The organism is Oscillospiraceae bacterium NTUH-002-81 (assembly GCA_032620915.1).
Classification (GTDB): Bacteria; Bacillota; Clostridia; order Lachnospirales; family Lachnospiraceae; genus JAGTTR01.
In genome coordinates, this window is sequence record CP136052.1 from 869,419 (window position 1) to 888,719 (window position 19,301).

At 50.5% G+C, this 19,301-nt stretch carries 18 protein-coding genes; all 18 read left to right on the forward strand.

Annotation, left to right across the window (positions count from 1 at the left end; all coding sequences use genetic code 11):
- Nucleotides 1–6: 6 nt before the first annotated feature.
- The 18 genes from RJD28_04200 (at nt 7) to RJD28_04285 (ending at nt 19,301) form a co-directional block, all read left to right on the forward strand.
- Nucleotides 7–1,101, forward strand: a complete 1,095-nt coding sequence (locus RJD28_04200) for an acyltransferase (protein WNV58733.1) — start codon at nt 7–9, stop codon at nt 1,099–1,101.
- A 136-nt stretch (nt 1,102–1,237) separates the two neighbouring features.
- On the forward strand, nt 1,238–3,208 hold the full coding sequence (locus RJD28_04205) for a glycosyltransferase family 2 protein (protein WNV58734.1): 1,971 nt from the start codon (nt 1,238–1,240) through the stop codon (nt 3,206–3,208).
- A 123-nt stretch (nt 3,209–3,331) separates the two neighbouring features.
- Nucleotides 3,332–3,625 (forward strand): hypothetical protein, encoded by a 294-nt coding sequence (locus RJD28_04210; protein ID WNV58735.1) that lies wholly within the window; start codon nt 3,332–3,334, stop codon nt 3,623–3,625.
- 2 nt (nt 3,626–3,627) lie between these two features.
- Nucleotides 3,628–5,346, forward strand: coding sequence for a glycosyltransferase (locus RJD28_04215; protein WNV58736.1), 1,719 nt, complete (start codon nt 3,628–3,630; stop codon nt 5,344–5,346).
- A gap of 150 nt (nt 5,347–5,496) precedes the next feature.
- Entirely contained in the window at nt 5,497–5,835 is a 339-nt protein-coding gene (locus RJD28_04220) for a hypothetical protein (GenBank protein WNV58737.1), read from the forward strand.
- 280 nt (nt 5,836–6,115) lie between these two features.
- Nucleotides 6,116–8,092, forward strand: coding sequence for a glycosyltransferase family 2 protein (locus RJD28_04225; protein ID WNV58738.1), 1,977 nt, complete (start codon nt 6,116–6,118; stop codon nt 8,090–8,092).
- A 41-nt stretch (nt 8,093–8,133) separates the two neighbouring features.
- Complete coding sequence (locus RJD28_04230) at nt 8,134–8,523, forward strand: GtrA family protein (protein WNV58739.1); 390 nt, start codon at nt 8,134–8,136, stop codon at nt 8,521–8,523.
- Between the two features lie 61 nt (nt 8,524–8,584).
- Nucleotides 8,585–10,204, forward strand: coding sequence for a CotH kinase family protein (locus RJD28_04235; GenBank protein WNV58740.1), 1,620 nt, complete (start codon nt 8,585–8,587; stop codon nt 10,202–10,204).
- 7 nt (nt 10,205–10,211) lie between these two features.
- Nucleotides 10,212–10,904, forward strand: coding sequence for a polyphosphate polymerase domain-containing protein (locus RJD28_04240; protein WNV58741.1), 693 nt, complete (start codon nt 10,212–10,214; stop codon nt 10,902–10,904).
- Nucleotides 10,905–10,933: 29 nt separating this feature from the next.
- Nucleotides 10,934–11,608 (forward strand): DUF4956 domain-containing protein, encoded by a 675-nt coding sequence (locus RJD28_04245; GenBank protein ID WNV58742.1) that lies wholly within the window; start codon nt 10,934–10,936, stop codon nt 11,606–11,608.
- 2 nt (nt 11,609–11,610) lie between these two features.
- Complete coding sequence (locus tag RJD28_04250) at nt 11,611–13,350, forward strand: glycosyltransferase (GenBank protein WNV58743.1); 1,740 nt, start codon at nt 11,611–11,613, stop codon at nt 13,348–13,350.
- A 50-nt stretch (nt 13,351–13,400) separates the two neighbouring features.
- Nucleotides 13,401–13,943 (forward strand): glycosyltransferase, encoded by a 543-nt coding sequence (locus tag RJD28_04255; protein WNV58744.1) that lies wholly within the window; start codon nt 13,401–13,403, stop codon nt 13,941–13,943.
- Entirely contained in the window at nt 13,825–14,364 is a 540-nt protein-coding gene (locus RJD28_04260; GenBank protein ID WNV59559.1) for a glycosyltransferase family 2 protein, read from the forward strand. Before RJD28_04255 ends, RJD28_04260 begins: the two co-directional genes overlap by 119 nt.
- 250 nt (nt 14,365–14,614) lie before the next feature.
- Nucleotides 14,615–16,015 (forward strand): undecaprenyl-phosphate glucose phosphotransferase, encoded by a 1,401-nt coding sequence (locus tag RJD28_04265; GenBank protein WNV58745.1) that lies wholly within the window; start codon nt 14,615–14,617, stop codon nt 16,013–16,015.
- Between the two features lie 34 nt (nt 16,016–16,049).
- The gene (locus RJD28_04270; GenBank protein ID WNV58746.1) at nt 16,050–17,312 is read left to right on the forward strand and encodes an LCP family protein; all 1,263 of its coding nucleotides are present in this window, start codon (nt 16,050–16,052) and stop codon (nt 17,310–17,312) included.
- Between the two features lie 15 nt (nt 17,313–17,327).
- Nucleotides 17,328–17,468, forward strand: a complete 141-nt coding sequence (locus RJD28_04275) for a hypothetical protein (GenBank protein WNV58747.1) — start codon at nt 17,328–17,330, stop codon at nt 17,466–17,468.
- Between the two features lies 1 nt (nt 17,469).
- Complete coding sequence (locus RJD28_04280; GenBank protein ID WNV58748.1) at nt 17,470–18,390, forward strand: sialate O-acetylesterase; 921 nt, start codon at nt 17,470–17,472, stop codon at nt 18,388–18,390.
- Nucleotides 18,387–19,301, forward strand: a complete 915-nt coding sequence (locus RJD28_04285) for a glycosyltransferase (protein WNV58749.1) — start codon at nt 18,387–18,389, stop codon at nt 19,299–19,301. Before RJD28_04280 ends, RJD28_04285 begins: the two co-directional genes overlap by 4 nt.

Below are 19,301 nucleotides of genomic sequence, written 5' to 3' on the forward strand. Positions count from 1 at the left end.
AGAAAAATGAGGGAAAGAAATCGCAATATAGATATTATCAGGGCGATCATGATTTTGTGGATTGCATTGTATCACGCATGGGTAGTATGCGGAGCAGTTCCTTTTTCAAATTCAGTTGCAGACACGTTGATTAGGCTTGGAGGAGAAATTGGAGTTACAGGCTTTTTCATGCTGAGCGGATTTGGCATTTATTATTCTTTGTCATCAATGGAAGGTGCGGGAAAATTTGATTTTAAAATTTTTATGAAAAAGCGTTTCCAAAGAATACTGCCACAATATTATATTTCGCTTATTTTCGTTATTCTTTTTATGGGTGGAGCAGAATATCTGGCTAAAATGCATGTGTGGAATCTGGTTAGTCATGTGTTTTTAATACATAATTTATTCCCCAATGCTTTCGGAGCAATTAATGGGGTGCTGTGGACGATGGGGGTTATTGTGCAATTTTATATAGTTTCCATTTTTCTGTATCGAGGAATAAAGAAATGGAAACTGGGATTTGTTGGAATAGCGATTGTGATAACTGTGCTAAGTAAAGCGCTGGTAATTAATTATTTGATACCTAATATAGGTGATCAATATATGTTATATGGTAGCCGACAATTATTGTCGGCATTGGATAACTTTGTTTGGGGAATGTTTATTGCTTTCTGGTCTGAAGGGATAATAATTAAAAAAAAATGGAGATATGGGATAATTTCTTTCACTGGAATTGTATTACTTGAGTTGTGGGGAAATTTTGGTTTGAAAAACGGTATTTATGTCAATCGTTTATCGGGCTATATATGGCACAGTGTCGTTGCGTGTATATTGACGATAATTTTTCTTTCCTTTATCTATCTACCATTGAATTATGAAAAGGAAATTGTAAAGCGGCTGCTTTGGATTTCCAAATATGAGTATGGTATTTATTTGTGGCATTTGGTGATGTTTAGAAATTTATATGAAAGAGCACCGATTATTCAGAGTTTACTTCAAAAAGGAATGCGATGGATAGTTTTTGTTGTTTTCTTGGTATTATCAGTATTTGTAGGATGGTTATTTTCGGTTATTATTGATGAGTGGGGAAAAGATAAATGGGTAATTAAGCGGTCGATATGATGTGCATTGACGGAATAGCTATTTTAAAATTTTGATGCTAAATTTTAGAATGGATGCAGTAATAACGAATGAATGAAATTTGGGGAGAAATCAGTTGAAACTTCAAAATATCAGAATCAATCATTGGCGAAAATACATGAACGAAAATTATTCCGAAGAACTCTTAGATGTACAGCATCTGGGCGGCAAGTGCGCAGTGCGCGCCATGCGTGCACATATTCCGCCCAGGAGTGCTTATGAGAAGTGGACTTATGTAAATGAGAGTTCTCGCTTCCTGAAAAAACATGAACAAAAGATTTGTTTTCTGGTGATGCTGTATGACCCAAACGGACTGACCTCAGAAAAAGAAATCCTGGGAAAATACCGCAATGGCAAGGTGAAAAAATGTGCATCCTTACGGGAAGAGTTTACCATTGTTGATGTCACAGGAGCAGATTATGTTATTTTCCTGGATGCAGAGCGGCAGGGGCTGGCAGCGGACGCATTGGCCGAGCTGGCAGATGTTTTGCAAAAGACCGGTGCGGATATGGTATACAGCGATGAGGACGAGTGGGATACGGAGGAAGGCTGCAGAAAGAATCCGTTCTTCAAACCAGACTGGTCACCGGATACCTTTGCTTCATTTTTCTATACGGGCAATCTGGCGGCATACCGGATGGATGTGGCACGGGAAGTACAGACGGATGGGGATTTTGCTCCTGACGGCGAAAGTTTTGATGCGTGTCATTATCGCTTTGCACGGGCATTTGTAAAAAAAGCAGGAAAGATCGAGCATATCCCAGAGGTGCTGTGCCATATCAACGGCGGTTATACTTATGTAGAGGAACGGGGGCTGGAGGAGAGAAAGCCAGAGCATGAGGAGGTAAGTGATTGGAAAACGGAAAATCTGCCTCTAGGAACTTTGGACAAAGATGGAAAAGGGGAAAAAATCAGCATCATTATCCCTTCCAAGGATCATGCACAGATTCTCGAACAGTGTCTGGAATCGCTATATAAGTATGACAGAGAATATGTGAAAATCGAGACGGAAATGATTGTGGTGGACAATGGAAGCTGTGCAGAAGCGCGACAGAAACTGAAGCAGTTGTCTGTCCGGTATCATTTTCAATATCTGTATCGTCCCATGGATTTTAACTTTTCTGCCATGTGTAATCTGGGAGCGGAAGTGGCCACAGGAAAGTATCTGCTTTTCCTGAACGATGATATTGAGGCATTGGAAAGTGGATGGCTGCAGAAAATGAAAGCGCTGGCAGAGAAACCACATGTAGGAGCGGTGGGCGCCAAGCTTTACTATCCGGGCGGTCGCAAATTACAGCATCTGGGTGTGGTGAATCTGGCCATTGGGCCGGGGCATTGTTTCCTGGAGCAGGAAGATGAGGGGGACCTTTATTACGGCAGAAACCGATACAATTACAATTATCTGGCGGTGACGGCGGCCTGCCTGATGGTGCGAAAAGAAGTGTTTGCTCAGGTGGGGGGCTTTGATGAAAGCCTGCGCGTGGCCTATAATGATGTGGATTTCTGTTTTTCTGTTTATGAAGCTGGATATGATAATGTGCTGTGTAATGAGGCTGTTTTGTGTCATCATGAATCTCTGAGCCGTGGTTCCGATGAAAACGGAGAAAAAAAGGAACGGTTGTTGGCAGAGGCAGATTATCTCTACAAAAAGCATCCGGCGCTTGATCAGCGTGATCCGTTTTACAGCCCGAATCTGACACCGTACCTTGGCCGGTTTGAATGGAATCTGGATGATTACGGCAGCAGGGAAGAGCATTTGTCGGATTTGTCGTCTTCAGAAGTAAAGGAATTTCGCTGGGATATTTGCCAGGAGTGGCTGGATCCGGGGCTGGTTTTACAGATTGACCAGGTATACAAAGAAAATGGAAAGGTTTGTATTGCTGGCTGGGCGTATCTGAAGGAACAGGATAATTTCGCCTATATTCGGCGGATTTTACTGCGGGATGCGCAGGGAAAATGCTGGTGGGTTGGCACCAGAAGCCGTTATCGCGGTTATCTGAAAGAACAGTTTCCGGAAGTGAAGGGCATGGACATGCTGGCTTTTTCCTGCGTGTTTGATAAGGCGGCGCTGCCGGGAGGGAGACGGTAGAAGCTATCAGATCGGTATGGCGGCGGAATCGAAAGACGGAAGAGAATTGCATGTGATTTTCAGTGAGAAACAGCTGGAAATATGAAAACGGAACGGAATAACAGATAGAAAGGACGTCCATACATGGAAAGAAATGACGAACTGGAAGCGTATAACAAGATGCTTTTTTACCTGATCAAGGATCAGACAGAGCAGCGGGAGCGCCTGGAGAAGGAGATCGAGCGCCTGTCGGTGGTGATCGATGAGAAACAGCAGAAGATTGATTACTACGAAGGCACGTATTTTACCATTGAGGCAGCGGCGAAGGAGCGGATGGCGATCATCCAGCAGCAGCAGGCGCAGCTGGAGAAGTATCGGAAGGAAAGTATATTTCGGCCTTTGCGGAAGATCAAAAGCCTTTTTCAGAAGGAGAAATAGTGTTGCAGAATCAGGATTTTTCTTATTTATATACGGAAGAAGAGCGGGTGCGATTTGATTGGTGCCGCAAGGAGCAGGGGAGCTGGAATTACCGGCCGCTGATCAGCATTGTGGTGCCGGTGTATAAAACGCCAGTTCGATTGCTGAATGAGATGATCGGGTCTGTGGTGCGGCAGAGCTACCCGCAGTTGGAGCTTTGTATTGCCAACGCAAGCCCGGAGGACGGGAAGCTTTGTGAGGCGCTGGCGGCATGGCAGAGAGAGGATGGTCGGATTCATGTACAGGAGCTGGCGGAAAATGGAGGTATTTCAGCCAATACCAATGCCTGCTTTGCTATGGTACAGGGGGAGTATACGGCTATGCTGGATCACGATGATATGCTGACGGAAAATGCCCTGGCCGAGGTGGTGTGGCTTTTGCAGAAGCAGCCGGAGACGGATTTTATTTACTCGGATCAGGACATGCTGGAGGAGGACAGCAGTAAGCGGTTTAATCCGCTGTACAAGCCTCAATGGTCGAAAGACTGTATGTATTCTGGAAATTATATCACCCATTTTTCCGTGCTGCGGACCTCGTTGATTCAGAAAATTGGGGGCTGGGATCCGTCCACGGATGGCGCCCAGGACTGGGATTTGTTTCTGAAGGCGGCAGAGCATACGGATCAGATTGTGGGGATTCCGCGTATTCTGTATCACTGGCGGATGGCCAGCACCTCTACCGCCTCTTCCATGGCCACCAAGACCTATGCCCTGGAGGCACAGCTGCGGGCCATTCGGGGGCATTTGCACCGGGCTGGAGAACCCCAGGCGGATGTAGAGTTCTACAGCCAGGATATATTCAAAATACAGGTGAAGTGGAACCGTACCCATGACAGAGATATTTCTGTTATTTTTCTGGATGAGGATGAGACCGGGGATCTGGCTTCTCAGATTGCCTTGGTGCGTGTCATGCTACAGCTGCGGGAAAGAGAAATTGTGGTGGTGAGCCGATCTCTGCAGCGGCTGGATAGTCTGAAAGGAAAAGAAGCACTGGTGGGAGAGCACTGCCGGGGGCTGTGTGTGGCATTTGCAAACCGGGCAGAAGGATATCAGAATGGGACTACGGCGCTGGAAAGCAGAGCAGCTGGGACGGCGAATCAAAAGAGCGAGATTTTACTATTTTTGACAGATGGCCTCACTGCCCTGCGCCGCAAGAGTCTGCTGGAACTGGCAGACTGGGCACTGTATGATCAGGTGGCAATCACAGCGCCAAAATACGAGGAAGAGAACCGCGTTATCCGGGAGATGGGACTTGCCCTGACGACAGATGGCCCGGTGTCTATGTTTGCGGGGTGTTTCACTGATGGCACCACAGACTGTGGAAAGAATTACTGGTACCGGGATGTGACGGCAGTGGATGATCACTGTTTTGCCATTCGACGGGAACTGTTTGAACAGGTGGGCGGATTTTTCCCGGAAGAAAAAGCTGTATGGGGAGAGAAACTGACATCTGAGGAGAAGCCGATGCCCGGAGCAGAACGGATGCTGGATTTCTGTCTTCGTCTGCGAGCGCTGGGCTACCGCCACATGGTATCCCCTTATGCTCCAGTGCATCTGGATACGACTGGCAGAAAGATGATGATGTGTGACCAGTTCAGAACCCATGTATCGGAGAATGCGTGGAAAGCATTTTGCGAAAAACATGGGATCGGGGAGCAGGATCCCTATTACAGAAAAGCATAGAAAATAGAAAAATGATGAAGGAAAGTACTTGTTGACCGAACCGGACAAAGATATAATAAAAGCAAGAGAAGTTCTTTTCTGCTGTATGCAGGGAGGATAGCAGTTGAGAGGAAAATTTTTCTGAGTACCAAAGGGAAAAATGCTGCACAGGTGCCGGCGTTACTGGTGGACTTTTTGGGATATGTGGAGAACAGCACGGATGCGTATGTGCAGCACATTTCAGACGGGCCGGTGCGCAAAATTCACGAGAAGATCGGCATCCTGAAGAAGAACAGAGAATGGGAGAGACGGTATATGAGGTTTGAAGAATTGCTTCAGCAATCGGAACAGCAGGGGATTCGGCAGGGACGTGAAGAAGGAAGCCGGCAGATGCTTGCTTTGGTGGAGGCGATGCTGGCAGCCGGAGAAGTATCGGAGATTCCGCGGCTGAAAACGGAACCGGTATTTTTGCAGCAAATGCTGGAAAAATATTATCTTCAGGAGAGATAAGTGAAAATAAAATATCTACAATGTCTGCCCGCACTCTGTGGGCAGATTCCCGTTCGGGAGACCGGAAATTTCGGATGGCAGTATCCTGGAATTTCTTTCGGTAAAAAGATCTGTTGATATTGGTAAAATATAAAAATAAAAGAAATCGTACAGCAGCAGGGGACTTCTCTGAAAGTGCAAGTAGCCCATATTTTTTAAATGATGGCTTAAAATTTGCTTTTCTCCCGCCAATAGAGTATAATATATAACCAAATGTGCATGAATCAGGAGAGTACGTACGATGGATGAACAGAAAGGTGATCTCACCGCGTATTATAAAGAGCTTTATGACTGCGAGTGTGAGAAGAATGACCAGCTGGTGGCACAGCTGGAGGAAGCGGAGAAGCATATCGAGGAGCTGGACTACAAGCTGGGGCGGATCAAGAACAGCTTTGCGTGGAAGCTTTCGAAACCGCTGCGGGGCGTGATGCATACGTGTGTGCGGGTGCGGGATGTGTACCGGCAGTATGGCAGCCCGGTGGGGGTGGCGCGGAAGGTGCGGCTGAAAATGCGCCAGAAGAACGCACAGAAGCAGCACGGCCTTGCCAGCTTTCCCAATGCGGAGGAGCGGAAGCGCCAGGAGGAGACGGTATTTCCGAAGGATATTACGTTTAGCGTTCTGGTGCCGCTTTACAATACACCGGAGAAGTTTCTGCGGGAGATGATCGATTCGGTGCAGGCGCAGACGTACCGGAAGTGGGAGTTGTGTCTGGCGGACGGCAGTGATGATGCGCACCCGGAGGTGGGGCGGATCTGTCAGGAGTACATGCAGAACGACAGCCGGATCAAATACAAGAAGATTGAGAAGAATCTGGGCATTTCGGGCAACACGAATGTGTGCTTCGGTATGGCCACCGGCCAGTATATCGGTTTGTTTGACCATGACGACCTGCTGCATCCGTCAGTGCTTTATGAGTATATGAAGGTGATCTGTGAGCAGGATGCGGATTATATTTACTGTGACGAGGTGACTTTTGAGGGAAACAGCATTGATAACATGCTGACCATTCACTTCAAACCGGATTTTTCCATTGACAATCTGCGGGCGAATAACTACATTTGTCATTTCTCTGTATTTTCGGAGAAATTGCTGGAAGAGACGGGGCTGTTCCGGTCGGAGTTTGACGGCAGCCAGGATCACGATATGATCCTGCGACTGACTTCCCGGGCGAAAAAGATTGTCCATGTGCCGAAGATCCTGTATTACTGGCGATCCCATCCCCAGTCTGTGGCAGCGGATATCAATGCCAAGACGTACGCCATTGACGCGGCCAAGCGGGCAGTGCTGGCGCACCTGAAAAGCTGCGGTCTGGAAGGAACGGTGGAGAGCACCCGGGCGTTCCCGACGATCTTCCGGATCAAGTATAAGCTGAAAGCGAAGCCCATGATCTCGATCATCATTCCGAATAAGGATCACCGGGACGACCTGAAACGGTGCGTGGATTCGATTCTGAACAAGTCCACCTATGAGAATTACGAGATCCTGATCGTGGAAAACAACAGTACTGAGGCGGAGACGTTTGCCTATTATAAAATGCTGGAAAATCAGCCCAAGGTGCGGGTGATCACCTATGAGGCGGAGGGCAGTTTCAACTACTCGAAGATCAACAATTTTGCGGCAAAACAGGCGAAGGGCGAGTATCTGCTGCTGCTGAATAACGACACCAAGGTTATCACCCGGGAGTGGATGGAGGAACTGCTCATGTATGCCCAGAGAGATGACGTGGGGGCGGTGGGCGCCAAGCTTTACTATGCGGACAACACGATCCAGCATGCGGGCATTGTCATCGGCCTGGGTGCGCACCATGCAGCGGGACACACCCATCATCTGCTGCCCAAGGAGAACCTGGGGTACATGGGGCGGCTTTGCTATGCCCAGGATGTGACGGCGGTTACCGGCGCCTGTCTGCTGGTGCGCAAGAGCCTGTATGAGCAGGTGGGCGGCCTGGACGAGAGCTTTACCGTGGCGTTGAATGACGTGGATTTCTGTCTGCGGCTGCGGGCGCTGGGACTTTTGAATATTTTCACGCCTTTTGCGGAGCTTTACCACTACGAGTCCAAGTCCAGAGGGCTGGATAAGGATGGGGCGAGTGCCGAGCGATACAACAAGGAAGTAGCCCATTTCCGGGAGAGATGGAAAAAGGAGCTGGATGCGGGGGACCCGTATTTCAACCCGAACTTCTCACTGGAGCACGCAACCTACGAGCTGAAAGTTTGAGAAGCGGCGGAAGCAAACGATAAAACAAACGGAGAACAAATATGAAAAAATTAATCAGCCAGATCATCAAGTTTGGCTTTGTGGGATTTTTATGTTTCTTTATTGATTACGGGATCATGGTGTTCCTGACGGAGGCACTGAAGATCAATTACCTGATTTCCAGCGGTTGTTCCTTCTCGGTTTCCGTGATCGTGAATTACATTTTGAGCATCAAGTTTGTGTTTGATGCCGACAGGGATGCCAACAAGGTGAAACAGTTCCTGGTGTTTCTGTTTTTCAGCATCGGCGGTCTGATCATCAACCAGATCGTCATGTGGGTGGCAGTGGATCTGCTGGGTATTTTCTATATGATCAGTAAGATCGGCGCCACAGCCATCGTGATGGTTTACAACTTTATCACGAGAAAACTGTTTATTGAGAAGAAATCATGATACCAATATGAGCATAAAAGTGGGATGTGAATATAGGGATCATTAAACGTTAGGAATCTATATGAAAAAAAAGCTCTTTTTTGGTATGAATCTGGTGCTTCTTCTGCTGGTGGCCGTTTTTTTCCTGTCTCAGCACACGGCGGCGCAGATGTTTCCCCGCTTTTCTGATAAAGCGATTCATAAAATTAACAAAAATTTTATAGTTACGGATAAAGACATTTTGGAAGTTCTTCGCTATAATGGGAAAGAACTTCCTTTTGATGCCGAAAAGGGGATTTTTTACCTGCCGCTGTCCATGGATGATCCGGACTGGGAGCAGGGGGCGATCACATCGGGCACGAAGGGGTGTGAGATCACCTTCCTTTCGGATGTGGAAGCCCAGAGCAAGGAAGAATTGATGGCCAACGGGACGGAAATCCCGTTTCTGGCGGTATCGGGCAACACGTACCGGCAGTATGCGCTGGTGATCACCGGCCTTCCGGTGATTGAGATCACGACGACAGAGGCACCGGCGGAGGAAGACGGGGAAGGCCGCTATCACATCCGGGTGCTGTCCACGGACAGTGCAGAGGGCGTGGTGGAGTCGGATGCGCGGATGCATGTCCGGGGCAACACGAGCCGCACCTACCCGAAGAAGGGCTATCGGCTGCAGCTGGTGAAGCAGACGGCTTCCGGCGGGGAGACGGCCAACAAGCAGAAACTTCTGGGCATGCGTAAGGATGATGACTGGATCCTGTACGCCATGTACAATGACGGGACGAAGATCCGGGATAAACTGAGCATTGACATCTGGAATGCCTACGGGGCGGATAACAATGATTTTAAAGGAAAGCTGGGCACAGACCTGACCTATGTGGAGGTGGTCTGGGACGGCGCTTACTATGGAATATACGGACTGATGGAGCCGGTGGATGCCAAACAGGTGAACCTGAAGAAGGATAACGGGCTGCATTTGTCGGAATATATATATAAGAGGAAACAGCCCTCGGATCTGTCTCTTTCGAATTTTGAGGAGGAGTCGGATACGACCATACGGGCCGGATTTGAGCTGAAAGGAAGCCGGGAGAGCATTTCCCTGGCGGACTGGGAGCCACTGCGGGCGCTCATCGCCTGGCAGGAACAGGACAGCGACCAGGCATTTGCGCAGGAGGCAGAAACCTACGTAAACATTGAAAATACCGTGGATTTCTGGATTTTTGCCAATCTGATCACCGGGTACGATCAGCTGGCGAAGAATGTGTATTATATTGCCCGGGTGGAAAATGGGGCTTACCGGTTTTATTTTGCTCCCTGGGATATGGATCTGACCTTCGGGTACACGTCGGATCCGGATTTTCCCTGGGGAACGAAATATGAATCCTACCTGTATGAAAATTATATCTGGTGGGAGCCGGGCAACCGGCTGATGAAAACCGATGCCGCCGGGGCCAGAACCCTTGCCCAGGAGCGGTATGCATCGCTTCGGGAAACGGTGCTGACGGATGAATGGTTTGCCCGGGAGCTGGAGAATTTACAGCATACGGTGGTGGATTCCGGTGCGTTTGAGCGGGACCGGGCACGCTGGCCGGAGGGTAATCATGAGGGCGATTATGCGTCGCTGTCTGCGTACACGCAGAAACGGCTGGCCTGGCTGGATGCGTTTATGAGTGATATCGAAGCCGGACTGAAAAATTGGGAGTGAGAAGACGATGGATGAGGCAAAGGTAAAATACCGCCATGAGCTGAAATATGTGAGCTCGGAGATGGAGCTGGCGCTGGTGAAAGGGCGGCTGGATCATCTGATCTCGCTGGATTCGCATGTAAAGGAAAAAGGAATCTACAGTATTCGAAGTCTGTATTTTGACGATTATGACGGCAGATGTTATGATGAAAACGAGTCCGGCAGCGATCCGAGAGAAAAATTCCGCATCCGGATTTATAACGGCAGTGCGTCGAAGATCACGCTGGAGCTGAAAAAGAAGGAGCGCAACAAGACGCTGAAGCTGTCCTGTCCGCTGACGGAGGAGCAGTGCCGGACGCTGATGAAGGGCGTGCCGCTGCCCATGCGGCCGGATTACCCGCCGCTTTTGCAGAAGCTTTTATTGCAGATGCGGACAAGGCTGCTGCGGCCGGTGATCATTGTGGATTATGACCGGGTGCCTTATGTGTGCAAAGACGGCAATGTCCGTATCACCATGGACAAGAACATTTCGGCTTCCCGGCAGCTGGATCAGTTTCTGGAGCCGGTGATCCCCAAGCGGCCGGTGATGGAGAAGGGCAGTCACATTTTGGAAGTAAAATATGATGAGTTTCTGCCGGATTATATCAAGACATCTTTGGAACTGGGAACGCTGCGGCAGACGAGTTTTTCCAAATTTTATCTGTGCAGACGGTTTGGATAAATACTTTTTGAGAAGAGAGGGAAAAGAACATGAGTTTTAAAGACATTTTTAAGAAATCATTTCTGGAAGGCTTTACGGCAATGGACATCAGTACGTCCAAAATACTGGCGACACTGGCTATGGTAGTCATTCTGTCCCTGTACATTTTCTGCATTTACCGGGTAGTGACGAGAAAGACGTTCTACTCCAAGACCTTTAACATTTCACTGGCAGCCATTGCCATCATCACCGCCAGTATCATCCTGGCCATGCAGTCCAATCTGGTCATCTCCCTTGGTATGGTCGGTGCACTTTCCATCGTGCGTTTCCGTACTGCCATCAAGGATCCCATGGACCTGATCTTCCTGTTCTGGTCCATCAGTATCGGCATCATCTGCGGCGGCGGCCTGTATGAGGTGGCTGTTATCACATCTGTCATCGTGACAGTGTGCATTCTGGGCCTGGATCTTCTGCCGGTGGCAAAGGCTCCTATGCTTCTGGTGGTGAACGCTTCCAGTACCGCAGCGGAGGACGCGGTGATGGAGGCTGTGAAGAAATACAGCCATCTGTGCCGGGTGAAATCCAGAAACATTTCCAATGGAAGAGAGGATATGATCCTGGAGCTTCGGGTAAAGGAAGAGAAGAAACTGGTGGAAGAGGTGAGCGCAGTGAGCGGCGTGGAGTATGTTTCCCTGCTGGCTCATGACGGCGAGGTGACCTTCTGATTATGAAAGGGAAGGATCTGATCGCACGTGCAACTGCGTATGGAAAAGAATATGGCACCGGCCGTCTGGTGAGAAAGACGCTGGAGCATGAGAAAATCAGAAAGGCAGAGGCTGGCTATGAACGCTGGCTTTCTGCCCATTTGCCGTCTCAGGGAAAACTGGAGCGGCAGAGAAAAGAAAGTGAAAATCAGGAAGGACCGCTGATCTCCGTGCTGGTGCCCATATACCGGACGCCGGAACGGTTTCTGCGGGAAATGATCGAATCTGTGTTGCAGCAGAGCTATCCGCATCTGGAGCTTTGTCTGGCGGACGGCAGCGGAGACGATACGGCGGCGGAAACTGTGATCCGGGAATATGCCGAAAAGGATGCCCGGGTGCGGTACGCCCATCTTCCGGCCAACGGCGGCATTTCGGGAAACACCAATGCGGCGCTGCAGATGGCAGAAGGGGAATTTGTCTGCCTGCTGGATCATGATGATCTGCTGGCACCGGATGCCCTGTATGAGCTGGCAGCGGTGCTTCGAAAGGATCCGGCCCTGGATGCGGTGTACAGCGATGAGGACAAGGTGGATTTCGAGGGAAAACAGCATTTTCAGCCTCATTTTAAACCGGATTTTAATCTGGATCTGCTGCGGAGCAACAATTATATCTGTCATCTGTTTTGCGTGCGCACGGTGCTGGCACGGAAAACCGGCGGATTCCGGCGGGCCTATGACGGTGCCCAGGATTATGATTTCATCCTGCGTTGTACGGAACTGGCAGGAAAGATCGGCCATGTATCCCGGATCCTCTACCACTGGCGGTGCCATCCGGCATCTACGGCGGCCAATCCGGACAGCAAGCGCTACGCCTACGAGGCCGGGAAACGGGCCGTAGAAGCCCATCTGGAACGGTGTCATGTGCGGGGGCTGGTGGCTTACACCGACAATCCGGGCTTTTACCGGGTGCGGTATGCGCTGCCGAAGACACCCCGGGTGCAGGCCGTCATTCCGGGTGAGTTTTCTCACGCTGAGCGAAGATGGCTGGAAGCGAGACTGCAGGCGGCCACGGCGTATCCGGATTTTCACGTATGTGTGGGCCGGGAGGCGGAAGGTCTGATCGAGGCGCTGGCTGCGGGCAGCCGGGAGCCGGAGGGATTTGTTCTGTTTTTAAATCCATCGGTCTACCCGATGAACCGGGGCTGGCTGCGGGAGCTGGTTTCCCATGGCCTGCGGACGGATGCGGGCTGCGTCACCGGAAGGATTTATGATGAAAAACACCACCTGCTCCATGCAGGGGAGGTGACCGGCATGTTCGGGCTGGCGGCGGCGTGTCCGTTTAAGGGAACGCGCAGCGGCTTTTACGGATATATGCATAAGATCGGCCTGCAGCAGGATTTCACCGTGGTGACCGGGGAGTGCCTGCTTATCCGGGAGGAAGTGCTGGCAAAATTACTGGCCGGACGGAAGCTGAACGGTTCTGTGCCGGGCCTGGAAGAAGCGTCGGCGGAAAGCTGGAATCTGCAGGAACTGGACCGGGAGGGCTGGAACATTGAGCTCTGCCTGAAAACACAGCTTCTGGGCCTGCGCAATATTTACACACCCTTTGCGGTGCTGGAGCTGCGGGGGGCTGAGCGGGAAGTACCGGGATACGCAGATTATCTGGTGGTGCACCAGGAACGATGGGCCGAAGCACTGGATGCCTGTGACCAGGCGTACAACAGCAATCTTTCCCTGGAGAGAGGCGGCTGGGTGTGCCGGTGAGGCCGGATTTCCCGGAGACGGAGAAAAATAACAACAGAGGGGCAAAAAGAATGGATGTTTCGATTGTAATTCCCAATTACAATGGAATGAAATATATGGAAAACTGTCTGCGTGCGCTGGAGAAGCAGCGGGTGGAGGGAGAACCGGAGACGGAGATCCTGGTGGTGGACAACGGGTCGAAGGATGGCAGCCGTGAGCTGGTGGAAGAAAAATTTCCCCAGGTGCGCGTCATCGCCCTGGATGACAATTACGGTTTCTGTGGAGCGGTGAATGCGGGCATCCGGGCGTCGCAGGCGCCTTTTGTGATCCTGCTGAACAATGACACCGAGGTGCGAAAAGGCTTTGTGTACGAGCTGTACCGGGGCATTCAGGTTTCGGATCGGATTTTTTCCGGTGCGGCCAAAATGATACAACTGCATGATAAAACAAAGTTAGACGATGCGGGAAATTACTACTGTGCACTGGGATGGGCCTATGCCAGAGGCAAGGGGAAAGCCGGTGGAGCGCTACACGAAGGCGGAAGAGATTTTTGCCAGCTGCGGCGGCGCGGCCATTTACCGGAAATCCATCCTGGAGGAGATCGGTCTGTTTGACGAAGAACATTTCGCCTATCTGGAGGATGTGGACATCGGCTACCGGGCAAGACGCCACGGCTATGTGAATATGTTTTTCCCCAGCGCCCAGGTGTATCACGCGGGCAGCGGCACCAGCGGTTCCCGGTATAATGAGTTCAAGGTGCGTTATGCCTCCCGCAACAGTGTCTACCTGATCTACAAAAATATGCCACTGTTTCAGCTTTTGCTGAACCTGCCGTTTCTGGCGGTGGGATTTGGCATCAAGTTCCTGTTTTTCCTGCATAAGGGCATGGGACGGGAGTATGCGGCCGGGATCAAGAACGGGATTTTGCTCAGTGTAAAGTATTCGAAAGAAAAATTTAATTGGAATTATCTAGGCAACCATGTTAGAATTCAATTAGAATTATGGGTCAATACTATACGTAGGGTAGCAGGATAAAAGAAGTAATGGCAGCTCATTTTTGCTCATCAGCGGGCGCTCCCTTCGTACATCCACAAAGTCGGATTTTCATGCGAGCATGAAATCCTCCTTCATGTATGTACGAGTGAACTGTTACGAGATATTAATAAAATATTAAATAATTATTGCGAAAAGTCTGTTGCCCTTTGCCGCATTTTATTGTATGATATACCGTATGAAGTTCTGCGGAAATTCATGGTGAGAGTATACAGAAGTTGGGTGATAACGATTGATTCGTGATAATCAGAAGTTTTTGAATCGCCTGCACGTCTTGATAGATGCATTTGTGATTGTTATTGCCTATGCAGCCGCTTACTGGATCAAGTTTTCCAGCGGGTTGTTTATCAACGGGCCGCACTGGGATTTTGAGAGTTATGCGACCTATCTGGCGGCGATCGTGCCGGGTTATCTGATCCTGTATTTTGCTTTCAATATGTATACGCCCAAGCGTGTACAGGGCAGAAGACTGGAATTTTCTAATATTATGAAGGCCAACGGCATCGGTGTCATGGTTTTTATCGTGGTGCTGTTCGGCATGCATCTGGATGATTTTTCCCGTGGTATGATCGGTATTTTCTTCGGCGTGAATATTGTGCTGGAGACGCTGGTCAGAAACGCGATCCGGATGTTTCTGCGGGATATCCGCAAGAAGGGATTCAATATCAAGCAGATTCTGCTGGTCGGCTACAGCCGGGCGGCGGAGGAGTACATTGACCGTATCCGCGCCAATCCCCAGTGGGGATATGTGGTCCGGGGCATCCTGGATGACAATGTGGAGAGCGGAACCGAGTACCGGGGCGTCAAGGTGCTGGGCAGGATTGAGAATCTGTTCATCATCCTGCCGGAGAACGGGCTGGATGAGATTGCCATTACGCTGGGCCTGGATGAATATTCCAAGCTGGAGCACATTGTGGCATTGTGTGAAAAATCCGGTGTACACACCAAGTTTATCCCGGATTACAACAATATCATACCGACGAAGCCTTATACAGAGGACCTTCTGGGACTGCCGGTCATCAACATCCGGTACGTGCCGCTGACCAATACATTTAACAGCATCGTGAAGCGGATTATGGATATCGTGGGTTCCCTTGTGTGTATTGTACTGTTTTCGCCGGTGATGCTGGTGACGGCCATTGCGGTCAAGGCAAGCTCGCCGGGCCCGCTGATCTACAAGCAGGAGCGGGTGGGGCTTCACAACCGGCCATTCCAGATGTATAAGTTCCGTTCCATGGGTGTACAGAACCCCAAGGAAGAGAAGAAGGCTTGGACGGTGCCGGGGGATCCGCGGGTGACGCCTGTGGGAAAGATCATCCGCATGACGAGCATTGATGAGCTGCCTCAGCTGTTCAATGTGCTCAAGGGGGATATGAGTCTGGTAGGGCCACGTCCGGAGCGTCCACTTTTCGTGGAGAAGTTCCGGGAGGAGATCCCGCGGTATATGATCAAGCATCAGGTTCGTCCGGGGATGACCGGATGGGCGCAGATCAATGGATATAGAGGGAATACATCGATCCGCAGAAGGATTGATTATGATCTTTATTATATAGAGAACTGGTCGGTAGGACTGGACATTAAGATTTTGTTCCTGACGATCTTCAAGGGCTTTATCAACAAGAACGCCTATTGATTTTACAGAATCGAAAGTGAGAGGAAATGTAGCTATGGCACAGGATACAAGGAGAAGAAGCAGTTCATCGGCAAGCGGCCGGACGAAGAAGAGCAGCACATCCAGAAGCGGCTCGTCCAGAAGCAGCCGTTCCACGGGTGCAAAGTCATCTGCATCGCGGACACGGAGCCGAAGCACTTCCGGAAGACATCATAAAGGAAAGCGTGCGGCGGCGAGAAAGCGCAGGAGGATCCTGCTCTTTGCAGCAGAGGCACTGGTGCTTGTCTGCCTGGTGGGCGTCCTTTATGTGGTGTCCAAGATGGATCGTATGCAGGGACAGGATCTGGCATCTGCAGCCAGCAGTGAGGATACGGAGGATCTGTCCCAGGTAACAGTGCAGGAGAACCAGAACCTGAGCGCGGAGACGACGCAGAAGCTGGAGAAGTTTACGAATATCGCGCTGTTCGGCGTGGACTCCCGGACGGGTATCCTCGGCAAGGGAAGCCGTTCCGATACGATCATCATTGCCAGCATCAACAATGAGACAAAAGAAGTCAAGCTCTGTTCCATTTATCGTGACACATACCTGAATCTGACCAATGGCAATTACAATAAGGCCAATTCGGCTTATGCGTTCGGCGGCCCGGATCAGGCCATCAACATGCTGAACCTGAACCTGGATCTGAACATCAGCAAATATGTGTCTGTGGACTTTACGGCCATTGCCAATGCGGTAGATGCGCTGGGCGGGATTGAGATGGAGGTCAACGAAGCAGAGTATGAGCATCTGAACAACTATACCGTAGAGACCTCTGAGGTGGTTGGCAGAACGACCACAAAGCTGCCGGGACCCGGAACATACAATCTGGATGGAATCCAGGCGGTATCCTATTGCCGGATCCGTTACACCAAGGGTGATGATTTCAAACGTGCGGAGCGGCAGCGTACCGTAATCGCGAAGATCGTAGAGAAGGCTAAAGAGAAAGCACAGTCCGGTGACCTGGCAACCATCAACAAGATCATCACGGACATGTTCCCACAGGTGGCAACGAACCTGAAGGTGGACGATGTGCTGAGTATGACAACGGATCTGCTTTCCTACAACATTGTGGACAGCAGCGGATTCCCGTTTGACAAGACGACGGGAACATTTGGAAGTAAGGGCTCCTGTGTTGTGGCAGCTGACCTGGTATCCAATGTGGAGCAGCTCCATACCTTCCTGTTTGGCAGCGATGAGAACTACACTGTGTCCGATAAGGTAAAGGAGATTAGTGCAAAGATCACCAATGATACAGGCGTAACTGCCAAGGAACAGTAGAACAAACCAAGATAGATGAGAGAAGGCGTGTTTGTCAACGGGGAAGACAGATACGCCTTTCTTGCGAAATGCAGGCCGGGCAATGCCGTGAGAATGACAGATGGCGAGATGGGTGGCTGCCGCATTTATCAGATGAAAGATAAGGGGATCGTGTGATATGAAAAGACCGGAGTGGAATAAAATAGGCAGCTGTGTGGTGACGGCAGTGTTTGTGGTGTTGCTGGTGGCTGTGGGGGTGCTGCAGAAAACCGCGCGGACCGAGGTGGATGTGATCCTGTTTGCCGGTCAGAGCAATATGAGCGGTGTGGGGGACGCTTCTCTGGCACCTGTGGTACCGGAAGGTGTGGGCTATGAATTCCGGGCCATCACCGATCCCACCAGATTGTATCCGCTGGCGGAGCCCTTTGGTGAAAACGAACACAATCCGGGCATGTGTGATGACCGGGGGCTGCTGGAGCGCACCGGTTCTCTGGTGTCAGCCTTTGTGAACAGCTATTATGCCCAGACCCGGACGCCGGTGGTGGCGGTGTCCGCTTCCCGGGGAAGCTCCAAGATGCATACGTGGCTCAAGGAGAACGGCCTGTTTCTGGACGCAGGTCAGCGGCTGGACGCCTGCCTGAAATATCTGAACGCAGATCCGTCCTATAAGATCCGGCATATTTATATGGTGTGGCTTCAGGGAGAGAGTGACACCAGCGCAAAGAAGACACCGGAGGACTATGAGGAAAAATTGACCGAGCTGTTTGACAATTTTAAAATACTGGGTGTGGAGAAATGCTTTGTCATCCGCATCGGTCTGGATCTGGAGCGGGATTCGGAAGGCATCGACCATGTGATCGAGGCGCAGACCGAACTTTGTCGGACATCGGAAGATTTTGTTCTCGTCTCCACCCAGGCGGTGACATTGAATGACAGGGGCATGATGCAGGACCGGGTGCATTACACCCAGGAGGGCTACAATTTCATCGGGGAGGAAGCGGGCACCAACGCCGGAAGCTACGTGGAAACTGGCGTGGAGCCCTCCATGGAGGATCCCTACTATGGAAATACATACGTGCCCGGGGAGGAAACCAAATGACAGCAGATGTGATCATTCCGGTGTATCGGCCGGATGCACGGTTAAAGGAGAGCCTTCGGCGGCTGGAGGCCCAGACGGTGAAGCCCACGAAGATCGTTCTCATGAACACGGAGGAGCGCTATTTCGATCCTTCCGTGATGGATGGTATTTCCCATATTGAGGTGCACCATCTGACGAAGGAGGAATTTGACCACGGAAAAACGAGGCATGAGGCCACTGCCTGGTCCCAGGCAGATATTTTGATCTTCATGACCCAGGATGCCCTGCCCAAAGACAAATATCTCATCGAGCATCTGATCCGGCCCATCGAAGAGGGAAAAGCCAGCATTTCTTATGGCAGACAGCTGGCGGCGCCGGATTGCCGGGAGCTGGAGCGGTATACGAGGCAGTTCAATTATCCGGTGGAGAGCTGTTATAAGACGGCGGCGGATCTGCCAAGGCTTGGCATCAAGACCTTTTTCTGTTCGGATGTGTGTGCCGCTTATCTCAGAAAAGATTATGACGCTTTCGGCGGATTTATCCGGAAAACAATTTTCAATGAGGATATGATTCTTGCCGGAAATATGATAAAATCAGGAAAGACAGTTGCTTATGCGGCGGATGCCCGGGTCATCCACTCCCACAATTACACGGGACTGATGCAGTTCCATCGGAACTTTGACCTGGCAGTGTCCCAAGCGGATCACCCGGAGATCTTTGAGGGGATCCGTTCGGAGACAGAGGGCATCCGGCTGGTGAAGGAGACGGCCCGGCATTTTCTGAAAGAAGGAAAACCGTGGATCCTTGTGGAGCTGGTGTGGAAAAGCGGCTGGAAGTTCCTGGGCTATCGCCTGGGAAAGCAATATCGCAGATTACCGGGATGGATGATCAGAATGTGTACCATGAGTCCGTCCTACTGGGAAAAACAATAG